At 67.4% G+C, this 20379-nt stretch carries 20 protein-coding genes and 1 tRNA gene; 13 read left to right on the top strand and 8 right to left on the bottom strand.

Going from position 1 to position 20379, the window contains the following annotated elements:
* Nucleotides 1-26 precede the first annotated feature (26 nt).
* The 4 genes from QFZ53_RS17135 to QFZ53_RS17120 all read left to right on the top strand — a co-directional run bounded on the left by QFZ53_RS17135 (nt 27) and on the right by QFZ53_RS17120 (nt 4347).
* Nucleotides 27-1499, top strand: a complete 1473-nt coding sequence (locus QFZ53_RS17135; RefSeq protein WP_373426299.1) for a malate:quinone oxidoreductase — start codon at nt 27-29, stop codon at nt 1497-1499.
* Between the two features lie 7 nt (nt 1500-1506).
* Entirely contained in the window at nt 1507-2118 is a 612-nt protein-coding gene (locus QFZ53_RS17130; protein ID WP_292910234.1) for a thymidine kinase, read from the top strand.
* Nucleotides 2119-2337: 219 nt separating this feature from the next.
* Entirely contained in the window at nt 2338-3057 is a 720-nt protein-coding gene (locus QFZ53_RS17125) for a FadR/GntR family transcriptional regulator (RefSeq protein WP_307298454.1), read from the top strand.
* 9 nt (nt 3058-3066) lie between these two features.
* Nucleotides 3067-4347 carry an alpha-hydroxy acid oxidase gene (locus QFZ53_RS17120; protein ID WP_307298452.1) on the top strand — a complete coding sequence of 427 codons (1281 nt, stop codon included), beginning with the start codon at nt 3067-3069 and terminating at the stop codon, nt 4345-4347.
* Nucleotides 4348-4363: 16 nt separating this feature from the next.
* Here QFZ53_RS17120 and QFZ53_RS17115 read toward each other — a convergent pair whose 3' ends face one another.
* The 7 genes from QFZ53_RS17115 to QFZ53_RS17085 all read right to left on the bottom strand — a co-directional run bounded on the left by QFZ53_RS17115 (nt 4364) and on the right by QFZ53_RS17085 (nt 10735).
* Nucleotides 4364-5200 (bottom strand): DUF1295 domain-containing protein, encoded by an 837-nt coding sequence (locus QFZ53_RS17115; RefSeq protein WP_307298450.1) that lies wholly within the window; start codon nt 5198-5200, stop codon nt 4364-4366.
* A 33-nt stretch (nt 5201-5233) separates the two neighbouring features.
* Nucleotides 5234-5989, bottom strand: coding sequence for an HAD-IIB family hydrolase (locus tag QFZ53_RS17110; protein ID WP_307298448.1), 756 nt, complete (start codon nt 5987-5989; stop codon nt 5234-5236).
* Nucleotides 5986-6444 carry a VanZ family protein gene (locus QFZ53_RS17105; protein WP_307298444.1) on the bottom strand — a complete coding sequence of 153 codons (459 nt, stop codon included), beginning with the start codon at nt 6442-6444 and terminating at the stop codon, nt 5986-5988. Before QFZ53_RS17105 ends, QFZ53_RS17110 begins: the two co-directional genes overlap by 4 nt.
* A 69-nt stretch (nt 6445-6513) precedes the next feature.
* Nucleotides 6514-6590 (bottom strand) — tRNA-Pro (locus QFZ53_RS17100).
* Between the two features lie 67 nt (nt 6591-6657).
* On the bottom strand, nt 6658-7209 hold the full coding sequence (locus tag QFZ53_RS17095) for a hypothetical protein (RefSeq protein WP_307298442.1): 552 nt from the start codon (nt 7207-7209) through the stop codon (nt 6658-6660).
* Nucleotides 7206-8138, bottom strand: coding sequence for a metallophosphoesterase (locus QFZ53_RS17090; protein WP_373426336.1), 933 nt, complete (start codon nt 8136-8138; stop codon nt 7206-7208). The genes QFZ53_RS17095 and QFZ53_RS17090 overlap by 4 nt, the downstream gene beginning before the upstream one ends.
* The gene (locus QFZ53_RS17085) at nt 8135-10735 is read right to left on the bottom strand and encodes a transglycosylase domain-containing protein (RefSeq protein WP_307298440.1); all 2601 of its coding nucleotides are present in this window, start codon (nt 10733-10735) and stop codon (nt 8135-8137) included. Before QFZ53_RS17085 ends, QFZ53_RS17090 begins: the two co-directional genes overlap by 4 nt.
* 66 nt (nt 10736-10801) lie before the next feature.
* Here QFZ53_RS17085 and QFZ53_RS17080 point away from each other — a divergent pair, with 66 nt between their 5' ends.
* Both QFZ53_RS17080 and QFZ53_RS17075 read left to right on the top strand, forming a co-directional pair.
* Entirely contained in the window at nt 10802-11026 is a 225-nt protein-coding gene (locus QFZ53_RS17080; protein ID WP_292910249.1) for a hypothetical protein, read from the top strand.
* The gene (locus QFZ53_RS17075; protein WP_307298437.1) at nt 11023-11484 is read left to right on the top strand and encodes a RidA family protein; all 462 of its coding nucleotides are present in this window, start codon (nt 11023-11025) and stop codon (nt 11482-11484) included. The genes QFZ53_RS17080 and QFZ53_RS17075 overlap by 4 nt, the downstream gene beginning before the upstream one ends.
* A 99-nt stretch (nt 11485-11583) precedes the next feature.
* Here QFZ53_RS17075 and acs read toward each other — a convergent pair whose 3' ends face one another.
* Nucleotides 11584-13551: an acetate--CoA ligase gene (gene acs, locus QFZ53_RS17070; RefSeq protein ID WP_307298435.1), complete on the bottom strand. Its 1968-nt coding sequence runs from the start codon at nt 13549-13551 to the stop codon at nt 11584-11586.
* 386 nt (nt 13552-13937) lie between these two features.
* Between acs and QFZ53_RS17065 the strand changes: the two genes are divergently transcribed.
* The 7 genes from QFZ53_RS17065 (at nt 13938) to tmk (ending at nt 20259) form a co-directional block, all read left to right on the top strand.
* Nucleotides 13938-14939 carry a TadA family conjugal transfer-associated ATPase gene (locus tag QFZ53_RS17065; protein WP_292910255.1) on the top strand — a complete coding sequence of 334 codons (1002 nt, stop codon included), beginning with the start codon at nt 13938-13940 and terminating at the stop codon, nt 14937-14939.
* Entirely contained in the window at nt 14933-15832 is a 900-nt protein-coding gene (locus QFZ53_RS17060) for a type II secretion system F family protein (RefSeq protein WP_307298432.1), read from the top strand. Before QFZ53_RS17065 ends, QFZ53_RS17060 begins: the two co-directional genes overlap by 7 nt.
* Nucleotides 15833-15870: 38 nt before the next feature.
* Nucleotides 15871-16068, top strand: coding sequence for a DUF4244 domain-containing protein (locus QFZ53_RS17055; RefSeq protein WP_292910259.1), 198 nt, complete (start codon nt 15871-15873; stop codon nt 16066-16068).
* Nucleotides 16068-16412 carry a TadE family type IV pilus minor pilin gene (locus tag QFZ53_RS17050; RefSeq protein WP_292910261.1) on the top strand — a complete coding sequence of 115 codons (345 nt, stop codon included), beginning with the start codon at nt 16068-16070 and terminating at the stop codon, nt 16410-16412. Before QFZ53_RS17055 ends, QFZ53_RS17050 begins: the two co-directional genes overlap by 1 nt.
* The gene (locus QFZ53_RS17045) at nt 16412-16741 is read left to right on the top strand and encodes a helicase (RefSeq protein ID WP_307298425.1); all 330 of its coding nucleotides are present in this window, start codon (nt 16412-16414) and stop codon (nt 16739-16741) included. Before QFZ53_RS17050 ends, QFZ53_RS17045 begins: the two co-directional genes overlap by 1 nt.
* A 78-nt stretch (nt 16742-16819) precedes the next feature.
* The gene (topA, locus tag QFZ53_RS17040) at nt 16820-19633 is read left to right on the top strand and encodes a type I DNA topoisomerase (protein WP_307298423.1); all 2814 of its coding nucleotides are present in this window, start codon (nt 16820-16822) and stop codon (nt 19631-19633) included.
* Nucleotides 19630-20259: a dTMP kinase gene (gene tmk / locus QFZ53_RS17035; protein ID WP_307298419.1), complete on the top strand. Its 630-nt coding sequence runs from the start codon at nt 19630-19632 to the stop codon at nt 20257-20259. The genes topA and tmk overlap by 4 nt, the downstream gene beginning before the upstream one ends.
* Nucleotides 20260-20379: the final 120 nt, after the last annotated feature.

Below are 20379 nucleotides of genomic sequence, written 5' to 3'. Positions count from 1 at the left end.
CTGTGCCCTCGAACTAGAATGGTGCGGTGACTGAAAACGTCGATGTCGTCCTGATCGGCGGTGGCATCATGAGCGCCACCCTGGGTACGCTGCTGCACGCTCTGCAGCCGGATTGGAAGATCGTCGCCTTCGAGCGGCTCTCCGATGTGGCGCAGGAGTCGTCCAACCCCTGGAACAACGCCGGCACCGGTCACGCCGCCCTGTGCGAGCTGAACTACATGCCGCAGGTGAAGGGCGAGCCGCTCGACCCGGCCAAGGCCGTGAGCATCAACGAGCAGTTCCAGCAGAGCCGCCAGTTCTGGTCGTCCCTCGTCGAGAAGGGTGTGCTCGACGAACCCAAGACGTTCATCAACGCGACTCCGCACATGACGTTCGTGCGCGGTGAGAAGGACGTGGCGTACCTCAAGGACCGCTACGAGGTGCTCAAGAAGCAGCCCCTGTTCGAGGGCATCGAGTACAGCGAAGACTCTCGCGTCATCAACAAGTGGGCGCCGCTGCTCATGCAGAAGCGCCGCAAGGGCGAGCCGTTCGCAGCCACCCGCGTGCCCGCGGGTACCGACGTCGACTTCGGTGCCCTCACTCACCAGCTCTTCGACCACCTCACGGCCTCGGGTGTCGATCTGCGCCTGAACCACGAGGTCAAGAACCTCAAGAAGCAGAAGGACGGCGGCTGGCTGCTCAGCTACCGCAACACGCTCGGTCACACCCCGAACCAGATCAAGGCGCGCTTCGTCTTCGTCGGCGCGGGCGGCTGGGCGCTGAAGCTGCTGCAGCGCTCGGGCATCCCCGAGATCAAGGGCTATGGCGTCTTCCCGATCGGCGGCCAGTTCCTCAAGACAACGAACCCGAAGGTCGTCGCGCAGCACAAGGCCAAGGTGTACTCGCAGGCGTCGGTCGGCGCTCCGCCCATGTCGGTGCCGCACCTCGACACCCGCGTCGTCGACGGCGAATCGTCGCTCATGTTCGGTCCGTTCGCGACGTTCAGCCCGAAGTTCCTGAAGAAGGGGTCGATGCTCGACATCGTCACCCAGGTGCGCCCGCACAACCTGTGGCCGATGCTGCGGGTCGCGTTCGCGAACCCCGACCTGATCACGTACCTGGTCAGCGAGCTGCTGAAGAACCATCGCAAGAAGGTCGATAGCCTTCGCACCTTCATGCCGACCGCGAAGGATGAGGACTGGACCCTCATCGACGCCGGTCAGCGAGCGCAGGTCATGAAGAAGGACCCGAAGAAGGGCGGCATCCTGCAGTTCGGCACCGAGGTCGTCTCTTCGGCCGACGGCTCGATCGCAGGCCTTCTGGGCGCATCGCCGGGCGCGTCGACGGCAGTGCCGATCATGCTCGATCTGCTGAAGAAGTGCTTCCCGAAGGAGTACCCGAGCTGGGAGCCGGAATTGCGCTCTCTCATTCCGACGTTCGGCAAGAAGCTGAATGCGGATGCTGCCGCAGCCGCGACCTCGACCGCGGCCACCGCCGAGGTCCTCGGCATCAACGCCTGACCGCATCGTGGCCAAGCTCTATTTCCGCTACGGAGCGATGAACTCGGGCAAGTCGACGTCATTGCTGCAGGCGGCGTACAACTACGAAGAGCGCGGCCAGCACGTGCTGCTCGCGAAGCCCGCGATCGACACCAAGGGCGCATCCGAGATCTCCAGCCGTCTGGGCATGACGCGAGAGGTCGACTTCCTGGTCGAGGCGGATGCTGACGCCAGAGTGCTCTTCGCCGAGCACGCCGAGGGCAAAGACATCGCGTGCCTGCTCATCGACGAGGCGCAGTTCCTCACGCCAGCCCAGGTCGACGACCTCTTCCGCATCGCGGTGGAGGACGGCATCCCGGTGATCGCCTACGGCATCCGAAACGACTTCCTCACGCATGCCTTTCCCGGCTCGGCGCGGTTGCTCGCGATCGCCCACTCGCTCGAGGAGCTGAAGACGATCTGCCGCTGCGGCCGCAAGGCCGTGTTCAACGGCCGCGTGGTCGGAGGGCGTTTCGTCTTCGACGGCGACCAGGTCGCGATCGACGAGGGTGCCGAGGGTGAGGCAGCCCCCGAGGTCACCACCTACGAGTCGCTCTGCGGCTCGTGCTACCTGCAGGAGTCCGGCGGCCGCCTGGGCTGAGCCCGCCAACCCGCGCCGACGGGTACGGCAGCCTGTCCCGTGCCCGGTCGTTGAGCGAGGAGCGGAGCGACGAGACGAAACGCGGAACCGTTCTCTCGACTTCTGTCGTACGGTCGATCGCGCGTTTCGTCTCGCTGCGCTCGCTCAATGACCAGAGACTGTTGCGCGGTCTGACCACACACGCTACTGTGGTCAGACCACAGAGTCGAGGGGGAGCGGATGCCGGAGCAGCGCCGTGCATGGCGCATCGTGCTCGAGCACATCGAGCGCGACCTTCTCGCCGGCCGGCTCGGACCGGGCGACCGTCTCGCCTCCGAGCGCGACCTGTCAGCCGATCTCGGCGTCGGCCGTTCCAGCGTCCGCGAGGCGCTGCGGGTGCTCGAGGTCATGGGTCTCATCCGCACGGCGACCGGTTCCGGACCGCAGTCCGGGGCGATCGTCATCGCCACACCCTCCGGTGGCATGTCCGCCCTGCTGAGGCTCCAGGTTGCCGCTCAGGGATTCCCGCTGACCGACGTCGTGCAGACGCGACTCGTGCTCGAAGACGCGGTCGTGACCGCGCTGGCGCGATCCGTCGATCGAGACACGTCGACCGTCCACCGTCTGCTGGATGCGATGGATGCAGAGGGTCTCGCGCCAGAGGAGTTCCTCGCCCTCGATGCGCAGCTGCACCTCGCCCTCGCCGAGGCCAGCGGCAACTCTGTGATCTCGGCGATGATGGCGGGGCTGCGCACGGCGATCGAATCCTACGTGCAGGCGGGAGCGGCATCCGTCGTCGACTGGGAGGCCATGGCCGCCCACCTGCGGGCTGAGCACCGCGCGATCGTCTCGGCCGTCGACGCCGGCGAGGCCGAGGTCGCCGGCACTCTGGTCCGACGCCACATCACCGGCTATTACACCGCCACGGGCCTGACCCGAGAAACCCCCACCACGCACTGAAGGAGCGCCATGGTCCAGCGCCAGGTACCCAATCCCGCTGAGCTGCTCGAACTGATGAAGTTCAAGAAGCCCGAGCTGAACGGCAAGAAGCGCCGTCTCGACGCCGCCCTGACGATCGCCGACCTCCGCACGATCGCCAAGCGTCGCACGCCCAAGGCCGCCTTCGATTACACCGACGGTGCGGCCGAGGGAGAGCTGTCGCTGTCACGCGCCCGCCAGGCTTTCCAGGACGTGGAGTTCCACCCCGGCATCCTGCGACCGGCGCCTCATGTCGACACCTCCGTCGACATCCTCGGCGGACCATCGGCGCTGCCCTTCGGCATCGCGCCGACCGGTTTCACCCGCCTCATGCAGACCGAGGGCGAGGTGGCTGGCGCGGGAGCCGCGGCCGCTGCCGGCATCCCGTTCACCCTGTCGACGCTCGGCACGACGTCTATCGAGGGCGTCAAGGCCGTCACCCTTCGAGAGCCTCAGGGACCCATTCCAGGAAGGAACTGGTTCCAGCTGTATGTCATGCGCGATCGCGAGATCTCCTACGAGCTCACCCGGCGCGCTGCGGCAGCCGGTTTCGACACCCTGCACTTCACGGTCGACACTCCGGTCGCCGGTGCGCGTCTGCGCGACAAGCGCAACGGGTTCAGCATCCCGCCGCAGCTGACCCTCGGCACGATCGTCAACGCGATTCCGCGGCCGTGGTGGTGGTACGACTTCCTCACCACTCCGAAGCTGGAGTTCGCCTCGCTCAGCACCACGGGCGGCACCGTCGGCGAACTGCTCGACGCCGCCATGGATCCCACGATCAGCTACGACGACCTCGCCGTCATCCGCGACCTCTGGCCCGGCAAGATCGTGATCAAGGGCGTGCAGAACGTCGAGGACTCGCTGCGATTGAAAGACGCCGGTGTCGACGGCATCGTGCTGTCGAATCACGGCGGGCGGCAGCTCGATCGTGCGCCGATCCCGTTCCACCTCCTGCCGAAGGTCCGCGAAGCGGTCGGCGGCGACTTCACCGTCATGATCGACACCGGAATCATGAACGGCGCCGACATCGTCGCCTCGGTCGCGCTCGGCGCGGACTTCACGCTCATCGGCCGGGCATACCTGTACGGCCTGATGGCCGGCGGACGCGAGGGAGTCGACCGGACGATCGCGATCCTGCGCGGCGAAATCGAGCGCACCATGCGCCTGCTCGGCGTCTCGTCCCTCGCAGAACTCGAGCCCACGCACGTCACGCAGCTCACCCGACTGGTGCCGGTGTCGCGTTCGGTGTCGGAGATCGCGGCGCGCTGATCCGGCAGGAGAGCCGTCAGGCGTCTCGGGATGCAGCCCGGCGTGGCAGCCAGGGCACCAGCATCGATGTGGTGCGCCGGTAGACCGCGTAGTCGGGGTACTTCGACGCCGTGATCGACTCGGTGAAGATCGTCGAGCCGATGAAGAGCACTGACAGCAGCGCGGGGCCGACGACCGTCGGGTTCACGACGCCGAGTGCACCGGCTCCGGAGGCCACCGCCGCTGTCGCACCGATCGCGTACAGCGCCCACCACTGGGCTTGCTCGAAGAAGAAGTTGGGGTGGCGGCTGTAGCGGAACAGCCCCAGAGTGGCGAAGCCGGGCGGGAGAACCCCTCCCGCCTGCTTCTTGCGCTGGTGGAAGCTCCATTGCTGCTGGTCGGCCGCGGTCTCGCCCAGGAGGAACAAGATGAACGCGGCGGCGAACAGCAGATCCCAGATCGTCAATGCGCTCGGGTGCCGCGCGGCGAGATCGACCGGCAGGGTGATGAGCACCAGGAGCGTCATCTGGTACCCGACGATGAACAGCAGGTTGAAGATATGGAACTGCCAAGGCCTCATCCTTTTGCGCAGGATCGCCCAGCGGTAGTCCTCCATGCCCGTGTAGCCGCCCTTGCGCGCGAAATTCGCGGTGAGGCGGATGCCCCAGGCGGTGATCAGCACGGCCATGACCACGATGCGGGCCGACCCGTCGCCGCGGGCGAACCCGCCGACGACGAAGATCCAGGCGTAGACGACAGGAACGATCGACCATGCGCGATCGACCCATGAGGTGTCTCGGGTGATCAGAGAGAGCACCCAGCACGCGATGCTCGCGACGGCGGCTGTGATGACGACGATGAGCAGAGCATCCATGACGCCATGCTAGAGGTCGAGGCCCCTACGAGTTCAGAGGGCCTTCAGCAGCTCGTCGAGCTTGTCGGCCGTGTCTTCCCAGCCGTCGACCGCCACCGAGGGCACGCCGAGGGCGAGCACCGGATAGTCGTTGCCGCCCTCATCGAGACGGTCGCCGTAGAACAGCATCGAGGAGAGGGGGATGCCGGTGAACTCGGCCAGCTGCGTCATACCGTAGGCTTTGTCGATGCCCGCGCGGGTGATGTCGATCGACGTCGAACCGCCGGCGCGCACCTCGAGGTCGGGTACGCGGGCCGCGACGGCGTCGCGCAGAGTCAGACGCTTGGCGCCGCTGGGATCCCATGCGTGCTTGGCGTCGCCCGGGGCTTTCTGCCCGAGGGCCGAGAACGTGATCTGTGAGCCGCGGTCCTCGAGGATCTCGCCCCAGGGCTCCGTCTCCCACAGCCCGAGCCGATCGGCTTCCTCGCGCAGTGCGGTGAGTGCTCTCGTCTTCTCGTCGTCGGTGAGATCGTGCGCATAGAGCGGTGCGAACGAGGTGCCGTCGTGGCGCAGGTAGCGTGTGCCGCAGGTGGGGAGCAGATGCAGGCGGCCGAGCGCGGCGGCGTCCGTCTCTCCGAGCTGAGCGATGACCTGTGTGCGGAACTGGGCCTCGTTGCCGCCCGAGATGATCGCGACTTCGACCCGGTGCAGCAGGGCACGCAGCAATTCGGCAATGCGGGGGCTGATGGGACTCTTCGAGAGAGCGAGCGTGTCATCGAGGTCGAAGGCGACGAGGGCAGGCGTAGTCATGATGTTTCCAGAGTAGGAGATGCGGATGCGGGGGAGTTGAGAACTCTGCTCGCCAGTGCGCACAGGGCGACGCCGATCGTCGCCCCGAGCACGTTCTCGGCGACGTCGGCGATCGAAGGGACCCGGTTCGGCAGCGCGAGCAGCTGGACGAGTTCGATGGACACGGATGCTGCAGGACCCGCCAGCAGCGCCAGCCACCGGAGTCTGCGCGGTGCGAAGACGTAGGCGATTATGCCGACCGGGATGAACACGAGAACGTTCGCGAGGATCTCGAGGGTCATGAAATCGAGAGACGTCCAGCCGAGTCGATGCGCGGTCGCGAGCACCAGGTCGAGCACGTTCGGGATGCGCTCCTCGATGCGTCGTGGAGTCAGGGCGAGGAAGGCGATCACGGCGAGGAACGGAACGCCGATGGCGATCGTCGCGATGCGGACGAAGCGTCGTCGTGAGCTCATCGCCACGTTCTCCTCTCACACATCCCGGTACAGAGAAGGCCGCCCCTGAGGGCGGCCTTCCGGTGTTACTGGTCGGGGTGACAGGATTTGAACCTGCGACCTCTTCGTCCCGAACGAAGCGCGCTACCAAGCTGCGCCACACCCCGTTTTGCAACCCTCCGAGTCTACAAGAGAGGAGGGGGAAAGGGCGAATCGGGGGAGAGGGCATCGTGTTCACCGTCCGGTCAGCATCGCGACGAGGACGGGAAGGGCGATGAGCATTCCCCAGAGCGACGCTGAAGCGATGAACAGGACGCGCGCGGCACGGCCGGGCCAGTCCTCGGCGTTCAGAGCAAGGGCACAGGCCGCGTTGACTGTGAGGAGGCAGGCGCTTGCCCTGAGCAACGATTCGGAGAGGTCGCGGGCCACGGCGACCGGTTCCGGGTCGAGGCTCTCGAGAGACATCTCGCCGAACGAGTTCATCACGAGAGCCACAGCGGTGCCGGCCCAGATGAGCAGGACCACGAGCGCCGCGAGCGCCAGTGATGCTGAATACCCCCATCGGCGGGCGGAGCGGTAATAGGCGACGACCGCGATCAGCGGCACGCAGAGCATAACCGCGGTCAGGATGCTGTCGGCCAGCCCGACATCGGGTCCGGACGGCAGAGTCACCGAGTAGACGATGCGACTCGCGAAGAGTGCGGGCACGCCGGCGAACAGCAACCCGAGCCAGTAGCCACCGAGCGGCAGGGCGCTGGGCTCGCGGTCTGCCGGCGTTTGCGTCATCGCGCCGTGAGCGTCAGCAATGTCGCTTCGGGCCTGCAGGCGAAGCGCACCGGCGCATAGATCGAGTGCCCGCAGCCGGCGCTGACGTTCAGCGGCACGGTGCGGTGATCATGGGTCCAGGTGCTGAGCCCCTTGGCCTGCTTCAGCGGGATGTCGCAGTTCGCCACGAGCGCGCCGAAGCCGGGGAGGCACACCTGGCCACCGTGCGTGTGGCCGCCGAAGATCGCCTCGGCACCGAGATCGACGAACCTGTTCAGCACCCGCTGGTACGGCGCATGCGTCACGCCGATGACCGAGGCTCCGTCAGGACGAGGGCCGAGAGCATCGATCGCGGCGGGAAGATCGTCGAGGCGGTCCCAGTTGCGATGCGCGTCGTCGACGCCGAAGAAGTCGACAGTGTTGCCGGCGACCTGTAGGCGGGCGGCCGTATTGTTCAGACCGGTCCATCCGAGCTCGTCCGTGAAGAACGCGTCCATTGCGGCGGTGTCGAGTTCGGGGGCCTTGTGGTGCTTCTTCGAGGGACCCGAGAAGTACCGCAGCGGGTTGCGCGGCGAGGGCTCGGTGACGTCGTTGGACCCGTGCACGAACATGCCGGGGATGCCGGCGAAGGGCTCGAACGCCCGACGGATTCCCTCGAGCCCGTCACGATGCCCGAGGTTGTCGCCGGTGTTGACGATCAGATCCGGTTGCAGCTGCGCCAGTGACGCCAGCCAATCCTGCTTGCGGTGCTGCCAGGGAGCCATGTGCGCGTCGGAGATGTGCAGCACCTTGATGGGCATCGAGCCGGGAGCGAGAGCGGATGCCGTCGCCTCCCGCACGGTGAACAGGTAGCGCTCGATGCCGATGCCCCAGACCGCGGCGGCAGCGCCAGCGGCCCCCACCGCGCCGAGCGCGATGAGGGCCGGGTGGGCCGAGCGGATCGAGGTCACTGGCACGTGATCTGGATCGTCGTGCTCTTGTTCGCGGCGGTGCCTGCGGCGGGATCGGTCGTCGCCACCTTCGCGTTCGGCGGGTTGCACGAGTTGTCGAACGCTATCGAGGTGAACCCGGCACCGAACAGGGTGTTCTGCGCGTTCGCCTTCGACTCGCCGATCACGGAGGCCGGGATCGTCGCGCCGGTTCCGTTGCTCGGCGAGATCGTGATGGTCGTCCCGGTGGCTGCCTGGCCTGACGGGTCCTGCGCGACGATGATGTTCGTCGGCTGGTCGCTGTCGACCGGGGCGCCGACAGCGACGGTGAAGCCGGCAGTTTCGAGGGTCGCCGTCGCCTGCTCGATGGTCTGGCCGACGACATTCGGCACATCGGCCATGACCTGCTTCGTGAGCTTGTCATCCGGCTTCGGGAACGGGTCGCCGCCATAGGTGGCGTTCGCGGCGGTCTGAATGGCGCGGGCCAGACCGTAGCGAATGTTGTTGAGTGGCGTGCCATCGCCGTTGCGGAACCGGCTGAGGTTCTGGCGTCCGTCGATGTTGCCGACCCAGACGGCGGTCGTGACCTTGGTACTCGACTCGATGAGCATCGTGTGCTCCTTCTCGGCGGTACCCGTCTTGCCGATCACCTGGATGCCGTCGTTGGGCTTGGCCTGGCCACCCGTGCCGCCCTCCATCACGCCGCGCAGGGCGAACGCTGCTGTCGCGGCCACCTCGGGCGTAAGCACCTGCGTGCATGTGGTGTCAGGGATCTTGCGGTCCTGGCCATCGCTGCCGACGACGCGGTCGATTGCCTTGGGCTCGCAGAAGATGCCGTTGTTGGCCACGGCGGCGTAAGCGCCCGCCATCTGCAGGGGAGCGACGCTCTTCGACCCCAGCACGGAGGGGAACGGAGCGTTGGGCGAGGTGTTGGCGCTCGTGCCGCCGACGGTGATGTCGTCACCGTTTCCGTAGTGCACGCCCAGGCTCTTGGCCACCTCGTTGATGTCGCACAGGTCGAGCTGCTGCGCCATCGCCAGGAAGCCGGTGTTGAGCGACTGCGCGGTGAAACGGGCGACGCTGCTGATCGAACCGCCGCCATTGCCGAAGTTGTTGATCTTTTCCTTGTTCGTCACCTTCTCGCCGCATGCCGTGAAAGGGCTGATCGTCCGGATACGACCATCGAGCACCTGGTTCACCGAGTGACCTTTGTTGAGCCACTCGAGCAGGGTGAACAGTTTGTATGTCGATCCGGTCTCGAAGCCGTAGGTGCTGCCGTAGTGCGCCTTGTCGGCGGCGAAGACCTGAGAGGTCTCACCGGCGGCGAGATTGGCGGTCGTGGTCTCGTTGAACGCGGTGTTCTGTGCCATGGCAAGGATGCGTCCCGTGCTGGTCTCGATCGAGACGCCGGTGCCGCCCACGAGAATGCCGGGGATGGTCTGAGGAACCCGTGCGTGCACCTGATCGATCGCGGGCTGCTGCACGCGCATATCGAGCGTCGTATAGATCTGCATGCCGCCGCGGCGGAGGTTGGCGCGGCGCTCTTCGACGCTGTCGCCAAACGCAGGGTCGCTCTCGATGACCGACTTCACGTACTGGCAGAAGTACGCGTTGTCGCCGGCCGTGGTGCAGCCCTGCGTCGTCGTCTTGATCGCCGGTGTGATGGGCGTCGCGTAGGCCTCGTCGTACTGGGCCTGGGTGACCTTGCCGTCGATCAGCATGCGCTCGAGCACGTAGTTGCGGCGCTCGAGAGTCTTTGCATAGCCGTCGGCTGCGCTGTTGTGCGCAACGCCGTCTTTATCGGTCCAGGTCCCGTTGGGCAGGTCGATGCGGAGCGTGTTCGGCTCCTGAACCATGCCGGCGATCGTCGCCGCCTGCGCAAGGGTGAGGTTCGCAGCCGTCGTCGAGAAGTAGCGGTTGGCTGCGGCTTCGATGCCGTAGACCTGCCCGCCGAAGCTCGAGATGTTCAGGTAGCCGAGCAGGATGTCGTTCTTCGAGTAGTCCTTCTCGATCTGCAGCGCGTAGCGCATCTCCCGCAGCTTGCGCTCGATGCCCTCGCTGCCGGTGGCGACGGCGTAGTCGCTCCAGCATTTCTTGACCTGCGCGTCGTAGTTCTCGGCGTTCTTAGAAGAGGTGTCGACGTTCTGCTCGCACTCCTGGATCTGCACGTTCTTCACGTACTGCTGCGTGATCGTCGAGGCGCCGCGGTCGGTGGAGCCGACCACGTTGCCGAACGCGGCCTTGATCGTCGCGCCGAGGTTCACGCCGCCGTGAGAGTAGAAGTTCTTGTCCTCGCTGGAGAGAATCGCGTCGAACATCACGGGAGCGACCTGGTCGAAGTTCAGCGGGACGCGGTTCTGCTCGTAGAACGACGCCAGTGCGACGGGATTGCCGTCGGTCCCTGTGGCGTAGATCGTGGACTGCTCCATCGGAGCGTTGACCTTGAGGTTCTCCGGCAGCTTCTCGAAGAGCGAGAAGGCGGTCGAACCGGTGATGCCCGTCATTGCGAGGACGGGGGTGACGCTGGCCGTGACGAGGAGTCCGGCGACGACGCTGAGGCCGACGAGCCCGACGAGGCCGCCGAGCACGCTCTTCACCGTGCGATTCTTTTGGGGCATACGCTTGATCGTAAGGGAGTTCCCTGAGTAACCGCTTTCGACGGACCGACCGCGCATAGGAGTGCCATGACCACGTGGGAATACCTCACCACGCCCCTGCTGATCCACAACACGGCTGCGATCCTCAACAACTGGGGCAAGCAGGGCTGGGAGCTCGTGCAGGTCGTGACCGGACCCGAGGGCGGACTGGTCGCCTACTTCAAGCGCCCCGTGGTCGCGGATTCTTCGGCCAACGCGGGTCTCGCGGCCGCCGCCGAGGCGGCTCGCCAGTTCGAAGGCGGTGCGGCATGACCACCATCTCCGATCGTCTCGCCGAGCTCGGCATCGAGCTGCCCGCCGTCGCGGCGCCCGTCGCGGCCTACGTTCCCGCGGTCGTCCACGGCGACCTCGTCTACACCTCGGGACAGCTCCCGTTCTCCGGTGGATCATTGCCGACCACCGGCAAGGTCGGCGCCGAAGTCTCCGCAGAAGACGCGAATCTCTACGCTCGCACCTGTGCGCTGAACGCCCTCGCCGCCGCCGCAGATGCCGCCGGAGGCCTCGATCGCATCGCCGGTGTGCTTCGCGTCGGCGGCTTCGTGGCGTCCACTCCCGACTTCACCGGCCAGCCCGGCGTCATCAACGGCGCCAGCACCGTGCTCGGCGAGATCTTCGGCGACGCCGGTCGGCACGCGCGTGCGGCCGTCGGCGTTCCCGTGCTGCCGCTCGACAGCCCGGTCGAGGTCGAGGTCACCTTCATCCTCGCCTGACGGCATCCGAGATCCAGACGAAACGCCTCATGTTCTACGGAACATGAGGCGTTTCGTCTCGCTTCGCTCGCTCGACGACCGGTGGTCGAGCGGTGGCGGCTACTTCACCTGCGCCGAGATGATGCTCATCACCGCGGTGTCGGCGAGCGTCGTGGTGTCGCCGACCTCTCGTCCCTCCGCGACATCGCGCAGCAGGCGCCGCATGATCTTGCCCGAGCGCGTCTTGGGCAGCTCGCCGACCACGTACACGTCGCGGGGGCGGGCGATCGCGCCGATCTGCTCACCGACCCACAGCCGCAGCTGCTGTGCGAGGCCCGCAGGATCGTGCTCGGCGAGATAACTCTCCTTGATGATGACGAAGGCGACCACCGCCTGCCCTGTGGTCTCGTCGGACGCCCCGACCACAGCGGCCTCTGCTGTCGCCTCGTGCGCGACCAGCGATGACTCGATCTCGGCGGTCGAGAGCCGGTGCCCTGAGACGTTCATGACGTCATCCACACGTCCGAGCAGCCACAGGTCGCCGTCGTCGTCGAGTCGCGCGCCGTCTCCGGCGAAGTAGTAGCCCTGGTCCTCGAACTTCTCCCAGTAGGTCTCCTTGTAGCGCTCGGGGTCTCCCCAGATGCCGCGGAGCATGCTGGGCCACGGCTCGGTGATCACGAGCAGCCCGCCGTTGCCGTTGCCGACCTCTGAACCCGACTCGTCGACCACATCGATCGAGATTCCGGGAAGGGGGACCTGAGCGGATCCCGGCTTGGTGGCGGTCACACCCGCGAGGGCCGACACCATCATGGCGCCGGTCTCGGTCTGCCACCAGGTGTCGACGATCGGCGTCTTGCCCGCGCCGATGACCTCGCGGTACCACATCCACGCCTCGGGGTTGATGGGCTCGCCCACCGAGCCGAGCACGCGCAGCGACGTCAGATCGAACTTGTTCGGCACCGCCCGCCCGATCTTCATGAACGAGCGGATCGCGGTCGGGGCGGTGTAGAAGATCGACACCTTGTACTTCTCGATGATCTCCCACCAGCGACCGGGGTGAGGAGCATCCGGCGTGCCTTCGTAGAGCACCTGGGTGGCGCCGTTCGCGAGCGGGGCGTAGGCGACGTAGCTGTGTCCGGTGATCCAGCCGATGTCGGCCGTGCACCAGTAGACGTCGGTCTCGGGGTGCAGGTCGAACACGTACTTGTGCGAGTAAGCGGCCTGAGTCAGGTATCCGCCGGAGGTGTGCAGAATTCCCTTCGGCTTCCCGGTCGTGCCCGAGGTGTAGAGGATGAAGAGCGGGTTCTCAGCGGGGAACGGCTGCGCCTCGTGATCGGCGGATGCCGTCGGCACCACGTCGTGCCACCACAGATCGCGATCGTCGTTCCATTCCACCTCGTTGCCGCCGCGCTTGACGACGAGGACGTGCTCGACGGTCTGCTGCTCTCCTTCCCCGCGGTCGGCGAGCGCCTGATCGACCGCCGGCTTGAGGGGCGACACCTTGCCCTTGCGGTAGCCGCCGTCTGCCGTGATCACGACCTTCGCCCCGGCGTCGTCGATGCGTGAGCGCAGGCTGTCGGCGCTGAACCCGCCGAACACGACCGAATGGGTGGCGCCGAGCCGCGCGACAGCGAGCATCGAAGCGATCGCCTCGGGGATCATCGGCAGGTAGATCGCGACGCGATCGCCCTGACCCACGCCGAGACCTTGCAGGACGTTGGCCACGCGCTTGACCTCGTCGGTCAGCTCGGCGTAGGTGATGGCGCGCGAGTCACCCGGCTCGCCCTCCCAGTGCAGCGCGATCCGCTCGCCGTTGCCCGCCTCGACGTGCCGGTCGAGGCAGTTGTACGAGACGTTCAGCTCGCCGTCGTCGAACCACTTCGCGAACGGCGGTGCTGACCAGTCGAGGACCTGCGTGAAGGGTTTGTGCCAGTGCAAGAGTTCGCGGGACTGGTCGGCCCAGAATCCTTCGCGATCTGCGGCGGCGCGCTCGTAGAGCGCGGGAGAGGCGATGGACTGCGCCACGAACTCCTCGGACGGCGGGAACTGACGGGTCTCATCGAGAAGATGATCGATCTGGCTGCTCATCGGCAGGCGCTCCTTTGCGGCGATGGGGTGTCGTGCGCGCCGGACCACGAGGAGATCGGGCCCCGGCAGGCGCCAATCTAGTCTCGGGCGCGGGAGTCGCATACTGCCGAAAGTAGGTAGTGCTGTGGGTTTTGTCAGGACGGTCGCCTTGCGTACACTCGACCACAGCCGAATTCTCATTCCGGCCTTGGCGCGCCCGATTCCCCCGATCGGCAGCCGCCGTGGGCGGCATCTCGTTCCCCCCGCGAGGTGCCGCCCTTCTCCATGTGGGAGCGGTCCCCGGGCTCGGCCTGCACAATCGGTCTCGATGAGAAGTTGTGCACACGTTGGGGGATTCGCGGCCGATCTCCTGACGCCGTGAGAGTCCATCCGCCTACCGTCAGGGCATGCCCGAGTCCTTCGTCATCCGACCTCGAGGGCAAGGCCCTGACCTCGCCCAGACGAACGCACCGCTCACCGTCGATCCCGCGTTCGGCCCGCTCGCCGTGCACTGCGCAGACGACGAGGTGACGGACATCTTCGTGAACGGCGCCGCCGGTCTGTTCATCGACCGCGGCCACGGTGCCGAAGCGGTGACCGACTGGGCGGCATCAGAGCGCGAGGTGCGCGATCTCGCCGTCGCGCTCGTGGGACTCGGCGGGCGGCACCTCGATGATCAGGCTCCGTGCGTCGACGTACGGCTCGAGTCGGGCATCCGCGTGCACGCCGTGCTGGCGCCGGTGTCGACCTCCGGCACCGCGCTGTCGATCCGCATCCCGAGGGTGCGCGCGGCCGATCTCGACGCGCTCGCCGCGCTGGGCGCGTTCGACGCTCGACAGCAGGCGTGGCTCCTGCAGCTGGTCGGCGAGAGGGCGAACATCCTGATCACCGGAGGGACCGGTACGGGCAAGACCACCCTGCTGTCGGCGCTGCTGTCCGAGGCGCCGACGGCGGAGCGGATCGTCACGATCGAAGATGTCGCCGAGCTGAGACCGCGCCATCCCCACCACGTGGCGCTGGAGGCGCGACAGGCCAACCTCGAGGGCGCCGGAGGGATCAGCCTCGCGCGGCTCGTCCGCGAATCTCTGCGCATGAGGCCCGACCGGCTGATCGTCGGCGAGTGCCGGGGCGAAGAGGTGCGCGAACTCCTGACCGCTCTGAACACCGGACACGACGGGGGAGCCGGCACGCTCCATGCCAGCGGTCTGCTCGACGTGCCAGCCCGGCTCGAAGCGCTCGGTGCGCTCGCCGCGATGGACGCGACGGCTCTCGCCCGGCAGGTGGTCAGCGCGTTCACGATCGTGCTGCACCTGGCGCGGGCACCCGGTGGCACGCGCCGCATCGCCCAGGCGGGGCGGTTCACCCTGGTCGGAGACCGGCTCGGCATCGAAGAGGTGCAGCCGTGGTGAGGCTGCGTCGTCGCGCCGCAGTCGACCAAGGGGCGGCGGATGCCGCGACCAGCGTGCAGACCCTCGCTGTGCTGCTTCAGGCCGGAGCGGTGCCGCTCGTCGCCTGGAAGCACCTGGCCGAGACCGGCGATGCCCATGCGGCAGCCGTCGTCTCCCGCGCGCAGGAGGGGATGCTGCTGACGGCCGCGATCGAAGCCGAGGGTGGAGCATGGCTCGATCTCGCCGCCGCCTGGGAGATCGCGACGACGGTCGGTGCGCCGCTCGCAGAGGTGCTGCGCATGATCGCCGAAACGCTGCGCGACGCGGCCTCGGCCGCCGACGATGTGCGCATCGCGCTGGCGGAGCCTGCGGGTACCGCGCGGCTTCTGCTGCTGATGCCGTTCGCCGGGCTCCTGCTCGGGTTCGCACTCGGGTTCGACACGATCAGCGTGATCGTGGGCAACCCGATCGGCGCCGTATGCGTGGTGCTGGGACTCCTGCTCATGCTCGCCGCGCGGATGTGGACGAAGAGGCTGCTCGATCGCGCGAAGCCCGCCCCCGGCACTCCGGGCATGCAGGCCGAGCTGGTCGCGGTGGCGCTGGCCGGCGGGGCCTCGGTCGAGCGCGCGCTGCGCCTGGTCGCCGAGAGCCCGGCGTCGCGGCACGGCGGACGAGAGCGCATCGACACCGTGCTCGAGCTGTCTCGTGCCGCCGGTGTTCCCGCGGGCGAGCTGCTGCGCGCATCGGCCGCCCAAGATCGGCACGCAGCTCGCATCGCCGGACGGATGCGGGCCGCAGCTCTCTCGACTCGCCTGCTGATCCCGTTGGGCGTGTGCACGCTGCCGGCCTTCATGCTGCTCGGCGTGGCTCCGCTGCTCCTCAGTGTGATCACCTCCACCTCCCTCCCGCTGTAACCGACCGGAACCACCCACCTAAGAAAGAAGGAACGACCATGAACACCATCCCCACCCTCACCCGCCGTCGTGCCGCACAGCTGTTCGGAGACGACACCGGGGCAGCGACCGCCGAGTACGTCATCACGACCATGGCGGCAGTGGCCTTCGCAGGCGCCCTCGTCTTCGTCCTGCGCTCCGACGAGGTGCGAGGCATCCTCACCGACATGGTGCGCCGGGCTCTCACGGTCTCATGATGCGCCGTCGCGTCGGGTGCGACAGAGGATCGGTCGCGGCCGAGCTCGCGCTCGCGCTGCCCGCCGTCGTCCTCACGCTCCTGCTCGGCGCGGGCGCCCTCGGCGCGGCCTCGCGCCAGGTATCGCTGCAAGACGCAGCGGCAGACGCCGCGCGCCTCCTCGGACGAGGGGAGGGGGCGGATGCCGCATCGGGAGTGGTCGCGGCAGCGGTGCCCGGTGCGGGCCTCAGCAGCCGTAGCGAGGGCGATCTGGTTTGCGTCACTGCGAGCGTCGACATCGCGATCGGCGGGCTCCTCACGCTGCCGATGCGAGCGTCGAGCTGCGCGCTCAGCGGAGGACTCTGATGGCGGGCTCGGCGCTCGCCGCCGGAGTCCTCGTCGTCGCCGGGGCGCTGTCGATCGGTCTCGCGGCGGTCGGCGGAGCGGCCGTCACCGCACAGCGCGCGGCCGGTGCGGCGGATGCGGCGGCCCTGGCGGCGGCGGATGCCGCGAGCGGCGCGATCGCCGCATCTGACGACCCCTGCGTGCTCGCCGCCAGGGTCGCCGCTGCCTCAGGAGCCTCGCTCACCGGCTGCGTGCTCGAGGGCTTCGTGGCGACCGTGCAGGTCGAGGCGGCGTACGCTGGACTGGCTGCCGTCTCCCGAGCCCGAGCAGGGCCACCCGAGGGGAACTGACGGCGGCTCGTACACGGATCACTGCGGCAGGCCCGTCACAGTGGTGTGTATGGTGTGCTTCGAAGAAAGGATGCACCCTTGGCTCAAGGCAAGAAACTCGTCATCGTCGAGTCCCCGACGAAGATGCGGTCTATTCAGGGGTACCTCGGCGACGGCTACGAGGTGCTGAGCTCGGTCGGGCACATCCGCGACCTCGCAGACAAGAAGGACATCCCGGCCGCCGACAAGGAGGCCTACGGGAAGTACTCGATCGACGTCGAGAACGGCTTCGATCCTTACTATGTGGTCTCCGACCGCAAGACCAAGACCGTCGCCGAGCTCAAGCGCGCACTGAAGAGCGCCGACGAGCTCCTGCTCGCCACTGATGAGGACCGCGAAGGCGAGGCGATCGCCTGGCACCTGCTCGAGACGCTGAAGCCGAAGGTCCCTGTGAAGCGCATGGTCTTCCATGAGATCACCAAGGACGCGATCCAGGCAGCGGTCGGCAACACCCGCGAACTCGACATCGACCTGGTCGACGCGCAGGAGACCCGACGCATCCTCGACCGTCTCTACGGCTGGGACGTCTCGCCGGTTCTCTGGTACAAGGTGAAGACCGGCCTCTCCGCCGGACGCGTCCAGTCTGCAGCCACTCGCATGATCGTCGACCGTGAGCGCGAGCGCATGGCGTTCGTCTCGGCCGAGTACTGGGACGTCGAGGCTCTCGCGTCATCGGCCTCCGCCTTCAAGGTCCGTCTGGTGCGCGTCGACGGCGGACAGCTGGCCCGTGGCACCGACTTCGACGACCTCGGAAAGCTGAAGAAGGCCGTCGTCATCCTCGACGAGAAGAAGGCGGCAGCCCTTGCGCACGCCGTCGAGGCGACCGGCGTCGGCACGGTCACCAAGGTCGAGGCGAAGCCCGGCACGCGCAGCCCTTACGCCCCGTTCACGACCTCCACGATGCAACAGGAGGCAGGCCGCAAGCTCTCGATGAGCGCGAAGCAGGCGATGAGCGTCGCCCAGCGCCTCTACGAGAAGGGGTACATCACTTATATGCGCACCGACTCCACGGCGCTGAGCACCCAAGCGGTGCAGGCGGCGCGGAGTCAGGCCGTATCGCTGTACGGCGACAGCGCGGTGCCGCTCAAGCCGCGCGTCTACAAGTCGAAGAGCAAGAACGCGCAGGAGGCCCACGAGGCGATCCGTCCGTCGGGCGAGAAGTTCCGCACCCCAGCATCCGTCTCCTCCCAGCTCGATCGTGAAGAGATGCGTCTCTACGACCTGATCTGGAAGCGCACCGTCGCCAGCCAGATGGCAGATGCGAAGTACGAGACCACGACGGTCACGATCGCGGTCGACGCCGCCGGGCAGAACGTCGAGTTCACGGCATCCGGAACCGTCTACACCTTCAAGGGCTTCCTCGAGGCGTACGAAGAAGGACGTGACGAGAAGCGCAACTCGCAGGACGCGTCGGACGACCAGTCGCTGCCCATCGTCGCCGTGGGCGACGAGCTGCGGATGTCGGATGCTGAGGCCAAGGGCCACCGCACGACTCCGAAGCCCCGCTACACCGAGGCGTCGCTGGTGAAGGCATTGGAAGAGCACGGCATCGGCCGTCCGTCCACGTTCGCCAGCATCATCGGCACCGTCATCGACCGCGGCTACGCCACCAAGCGCGGGCAGGCCCTCGTGCCGACCTGGCTGGCCTTCAGTGTCGTACGTCTGCTCGAGGAGCACTTCGCCGATCTCATCGACTACGACTTCACCGCCGCTCTCGAAGACGACCTCGACGCGATCGCCCGAGGCGAGCAGAAGCGCGTGGAATGGCTCAAGTCCTTCTACTACGGATCCGACTCACACGTCGGGCTGCGTCAGGTCGTCGACAACCTCGGAGAGATCGACGCCAGGGCGTTGAACTCCACGCCGATCACCGAGACCGCGACCCTTCGCTTCGGCAAGTACGGGCCGTACCTCGAGGTGGCCAACCCCGACGCGCCCGACGAGAAGCCGCGCATCGTCAACGTGCCCGAAGACCTCGCTCCCGACGAGCTCACCGCCGAGAAGGCGCAGGAGCTCATCGATGCTCCGGTCGCTGGCGACCGCGTGCTCGGCGAGAACCCCGAGAACGGCAAGATCATCGTCGTCAAGGACGGCCGATTCGGGCCGTATGTGCAGGAGAACGACCCTGTCTCCGACGACGCGGCTGTCGACGAGACCACGGGCGAGGTCGTCGAGGCCCCGAAGCCGAAGCGAGGCGCGAAGAAGGAAGCGGCCCCCAAGCCGCGAACAGGTTCGCTGTTCCGCTCCATGTCGGTCGACACGATCGACCTCGAGACCGCGCTGCAACTGCTCAGCCTGCCGCGGGTCGTCGGCAAGGACCCCGAATCGGGGGAGGAGATCACCGCGCAGAACGGCCGGTACGGTCCCTACCTGAAGAAGGGCACCGACTCCCGCTCCCTCGAGAGCGAGTCCCAGATCTTCGACGTCACAGTCGAACAGGCCCTCGAGATCTACGCGCAGCCGAAGTACGGCGCCGGCTCTCGTCGTGCGTCGAGCGCGCTCGCCGAGTTCGAGGCAGACCCGGTGAGCGGCAAGCCGATCCGCATCCGCGACGGGCGCTTCGGCGCCTACGTGACCGACGGCGAGACGAACGTCACGATCCCGCGGGGCCAGCAGGTCACCGACATCACGTTCGAGATCGCGGCGCAGATGCTGGCTGACAAGCGTGCGAAGGGGCCGGCCCCCAAGCGCGGCGCCGCAGCCAAGAAGGCTCCCGCGAAGAAGGCTCCCGCCAAGAAGGCGGCTGCGAAGAAGGCGCCGACGGATGCCGAGAAGGCCGCGGCCCGCTCGGCGGCGGCCAAGAAGGCCGCAGCGACGCGTGCGGCCAACGCTGCGGCGAAAGCCGGCTCGTGACGCCGAGCCGCGGTTCGTGGATCACGCTCGAGGGTGGAGACGGCTCGGGGAAGACGACGCAGGCGAACCTGCTCGCGGACTGGTTGACGGATGCCGGACGCACCGTCGTCCGCACGCGTGAACCCGGCGGCTCCGAGGTCGGCCAGCTCATCCGCGACATCGTGCTGCACCACCGCGGCGACATCGCACCGCGAGCGGAAGCACTGCTGTACGCGGCCGATCGCGCGCACCACGTCGCGACGGTCGTCCGCCCCGCGCTGGAACGCGGCGAGATCGTGCTACAGGATCGCTACCTCGATTCCTCGGTCGCGTACCAGGGAGCAGGTCGCGTGCTCGACGGCACCGAGATCCGCGACTTGTCGCTCTGGGCTGCAGAGGGTGCGCTGCCCGACCTGACGCTGCTGCTCGACCTCGACCCTGCCGCGGCCCGCGAACGACTGGACTCGGCCGATAAGCCCTTCGATCGTCTCGAAGCCGAGAAGGCCGAGTTCCACGGTCGCGTCCGAGACGCGTACCTCGCCCTTGCAGACGCCGAACCCGAGCGGTTCCTCGTGCTGGACGCGGACTCATCCGTCGAGGACATCGCCGCCGCGATCAGAGCCCGGGTCGAAGCGCTCCTGAGCTGAGACGGGCGCCTGCGGGTCGCAACGCCCGGTCCCGGCCGCCAGCTGTTTCGGCACGCCATCACGTTCTTCACACGCCACCATGTTCTCGACGTCGCAAGCGGGGTGGCGCGTCAGCAACGT

The organism is Microbacterium natoriense (assembly GCF_030816295.1).
Classification (GTDB): Bacteria; Actinomycetota; Actinomycetes; order Actinomycetales; family Microbacteriaceae; genus Microbacterium; species Microbacterium natoriense_A.
This window is presented reverse-complemented; position numbering and strand designations above follow the sequence as displayed.

Excerpts from the sequence above, each read along its gene's own strand:
- QFZ53_RS17125 (WP_307298454.1), top strand. The coding sequence starts at position 2,338 with ATGCCGGAGCAGCGCCGTGCATGGCGCATCGTGCTCGAGCACATCGAG.
- QFZ53_RS17120 (WP_307298452.1), top strand. The coding sequence starts at position 3,067 with ATGGTCCAGCGCCAGGTACCCAATCCCGCTGAGCTGCTCGAACTGATG.
- QFZ53_RS17115 (WP_307298450.1), bottom strand. The coding sequence starts at position 5,200 with ATGGATGCTCTGCTCATCGTCGTCATCACAGCCGCCGTCGCGAGCATC.
- QFZ53_RS17110 (WP_307298448.1), bottom strand. The coding sequence starts at position 5,989 with ATGACTACGCCTGCCCTCGTCGCCTTCGACCTCGATGACACGCTCGCT.
- QFZ53_RS17105 (WP_307298444.1), bottom strand. The coding sequence starts at position 6,444 with ATGAGCTCACGACGACGCTTCGTCCGCATCGCGACGATCGCCATCGGC.
- QFZ53_RS17095 (WP_307298442.1), bottom strand. The coding sequence starts at position 7,209 with ATGACGCAAACGCCGGCAGACCGCGAGCCCAGCGCCCTGCCGCTCGGT.
- QFZ53_RS17085 (WP_307298440.1), bottom strand. The coding sequence starts at position 10,735 with ATGCCCCAAAAGAATCGCACGGTGAAGAGCGTGCTCGGCGGCCTCGTC.
- QFZ53_RS17080 (WP_292910249.1), top strand. The coding sequence starts at position 10,802 with ATGACCACGTGGGAATACCTCACCACGCCCCTGCTGATCCACAACACG.
- QFZ53_RS17075 (WP_307298437.1), top strand. The coding sequence starts at position 11,023 with ATGACCACCATCTCCGATCGTCTCGCCGAGCTCGGCATCGAGCTGCCC.
- acs (WP_307298435.1), bottom strand. The coding sequence starts at position 13,551 with ATGAGCAGCCAGATCGATCATCTTCTCGATGAGACCCGTCAGTTCCCG.
- QFZ53_RS17065 (WP_292910255.1), top strand. The coding sequence starts at position 13,938 with ATGCCCGAGTCCTTCGTCATCCGACCTCGAGGGCAAGGCCCTGACCTC.
- QFZ53_RS17055 (WP_292910259.1), top strand. The coding sequence starts at position 15,871 with ATGAACACCATCCCCACCCTCACCCGCCGTCGTGCCGCACAGCTGTTC.
- QFZ53_RS17050 (WP_292910261.1), top strand. The coding sequence starts at position 16,068 with ATGCGCCGTCGCGTCGGGTGCGACAGAGGATCGGTCGCGGCCGAGCTC.
- QFZ53_RS17045 (WP_307298425.1), top strand. The coding sequence starts at position 16,412 with ATGGCGGGCTCGGCGCTCGCCGCCGGAGTCCTCGTCGTCGCCGGGGCG.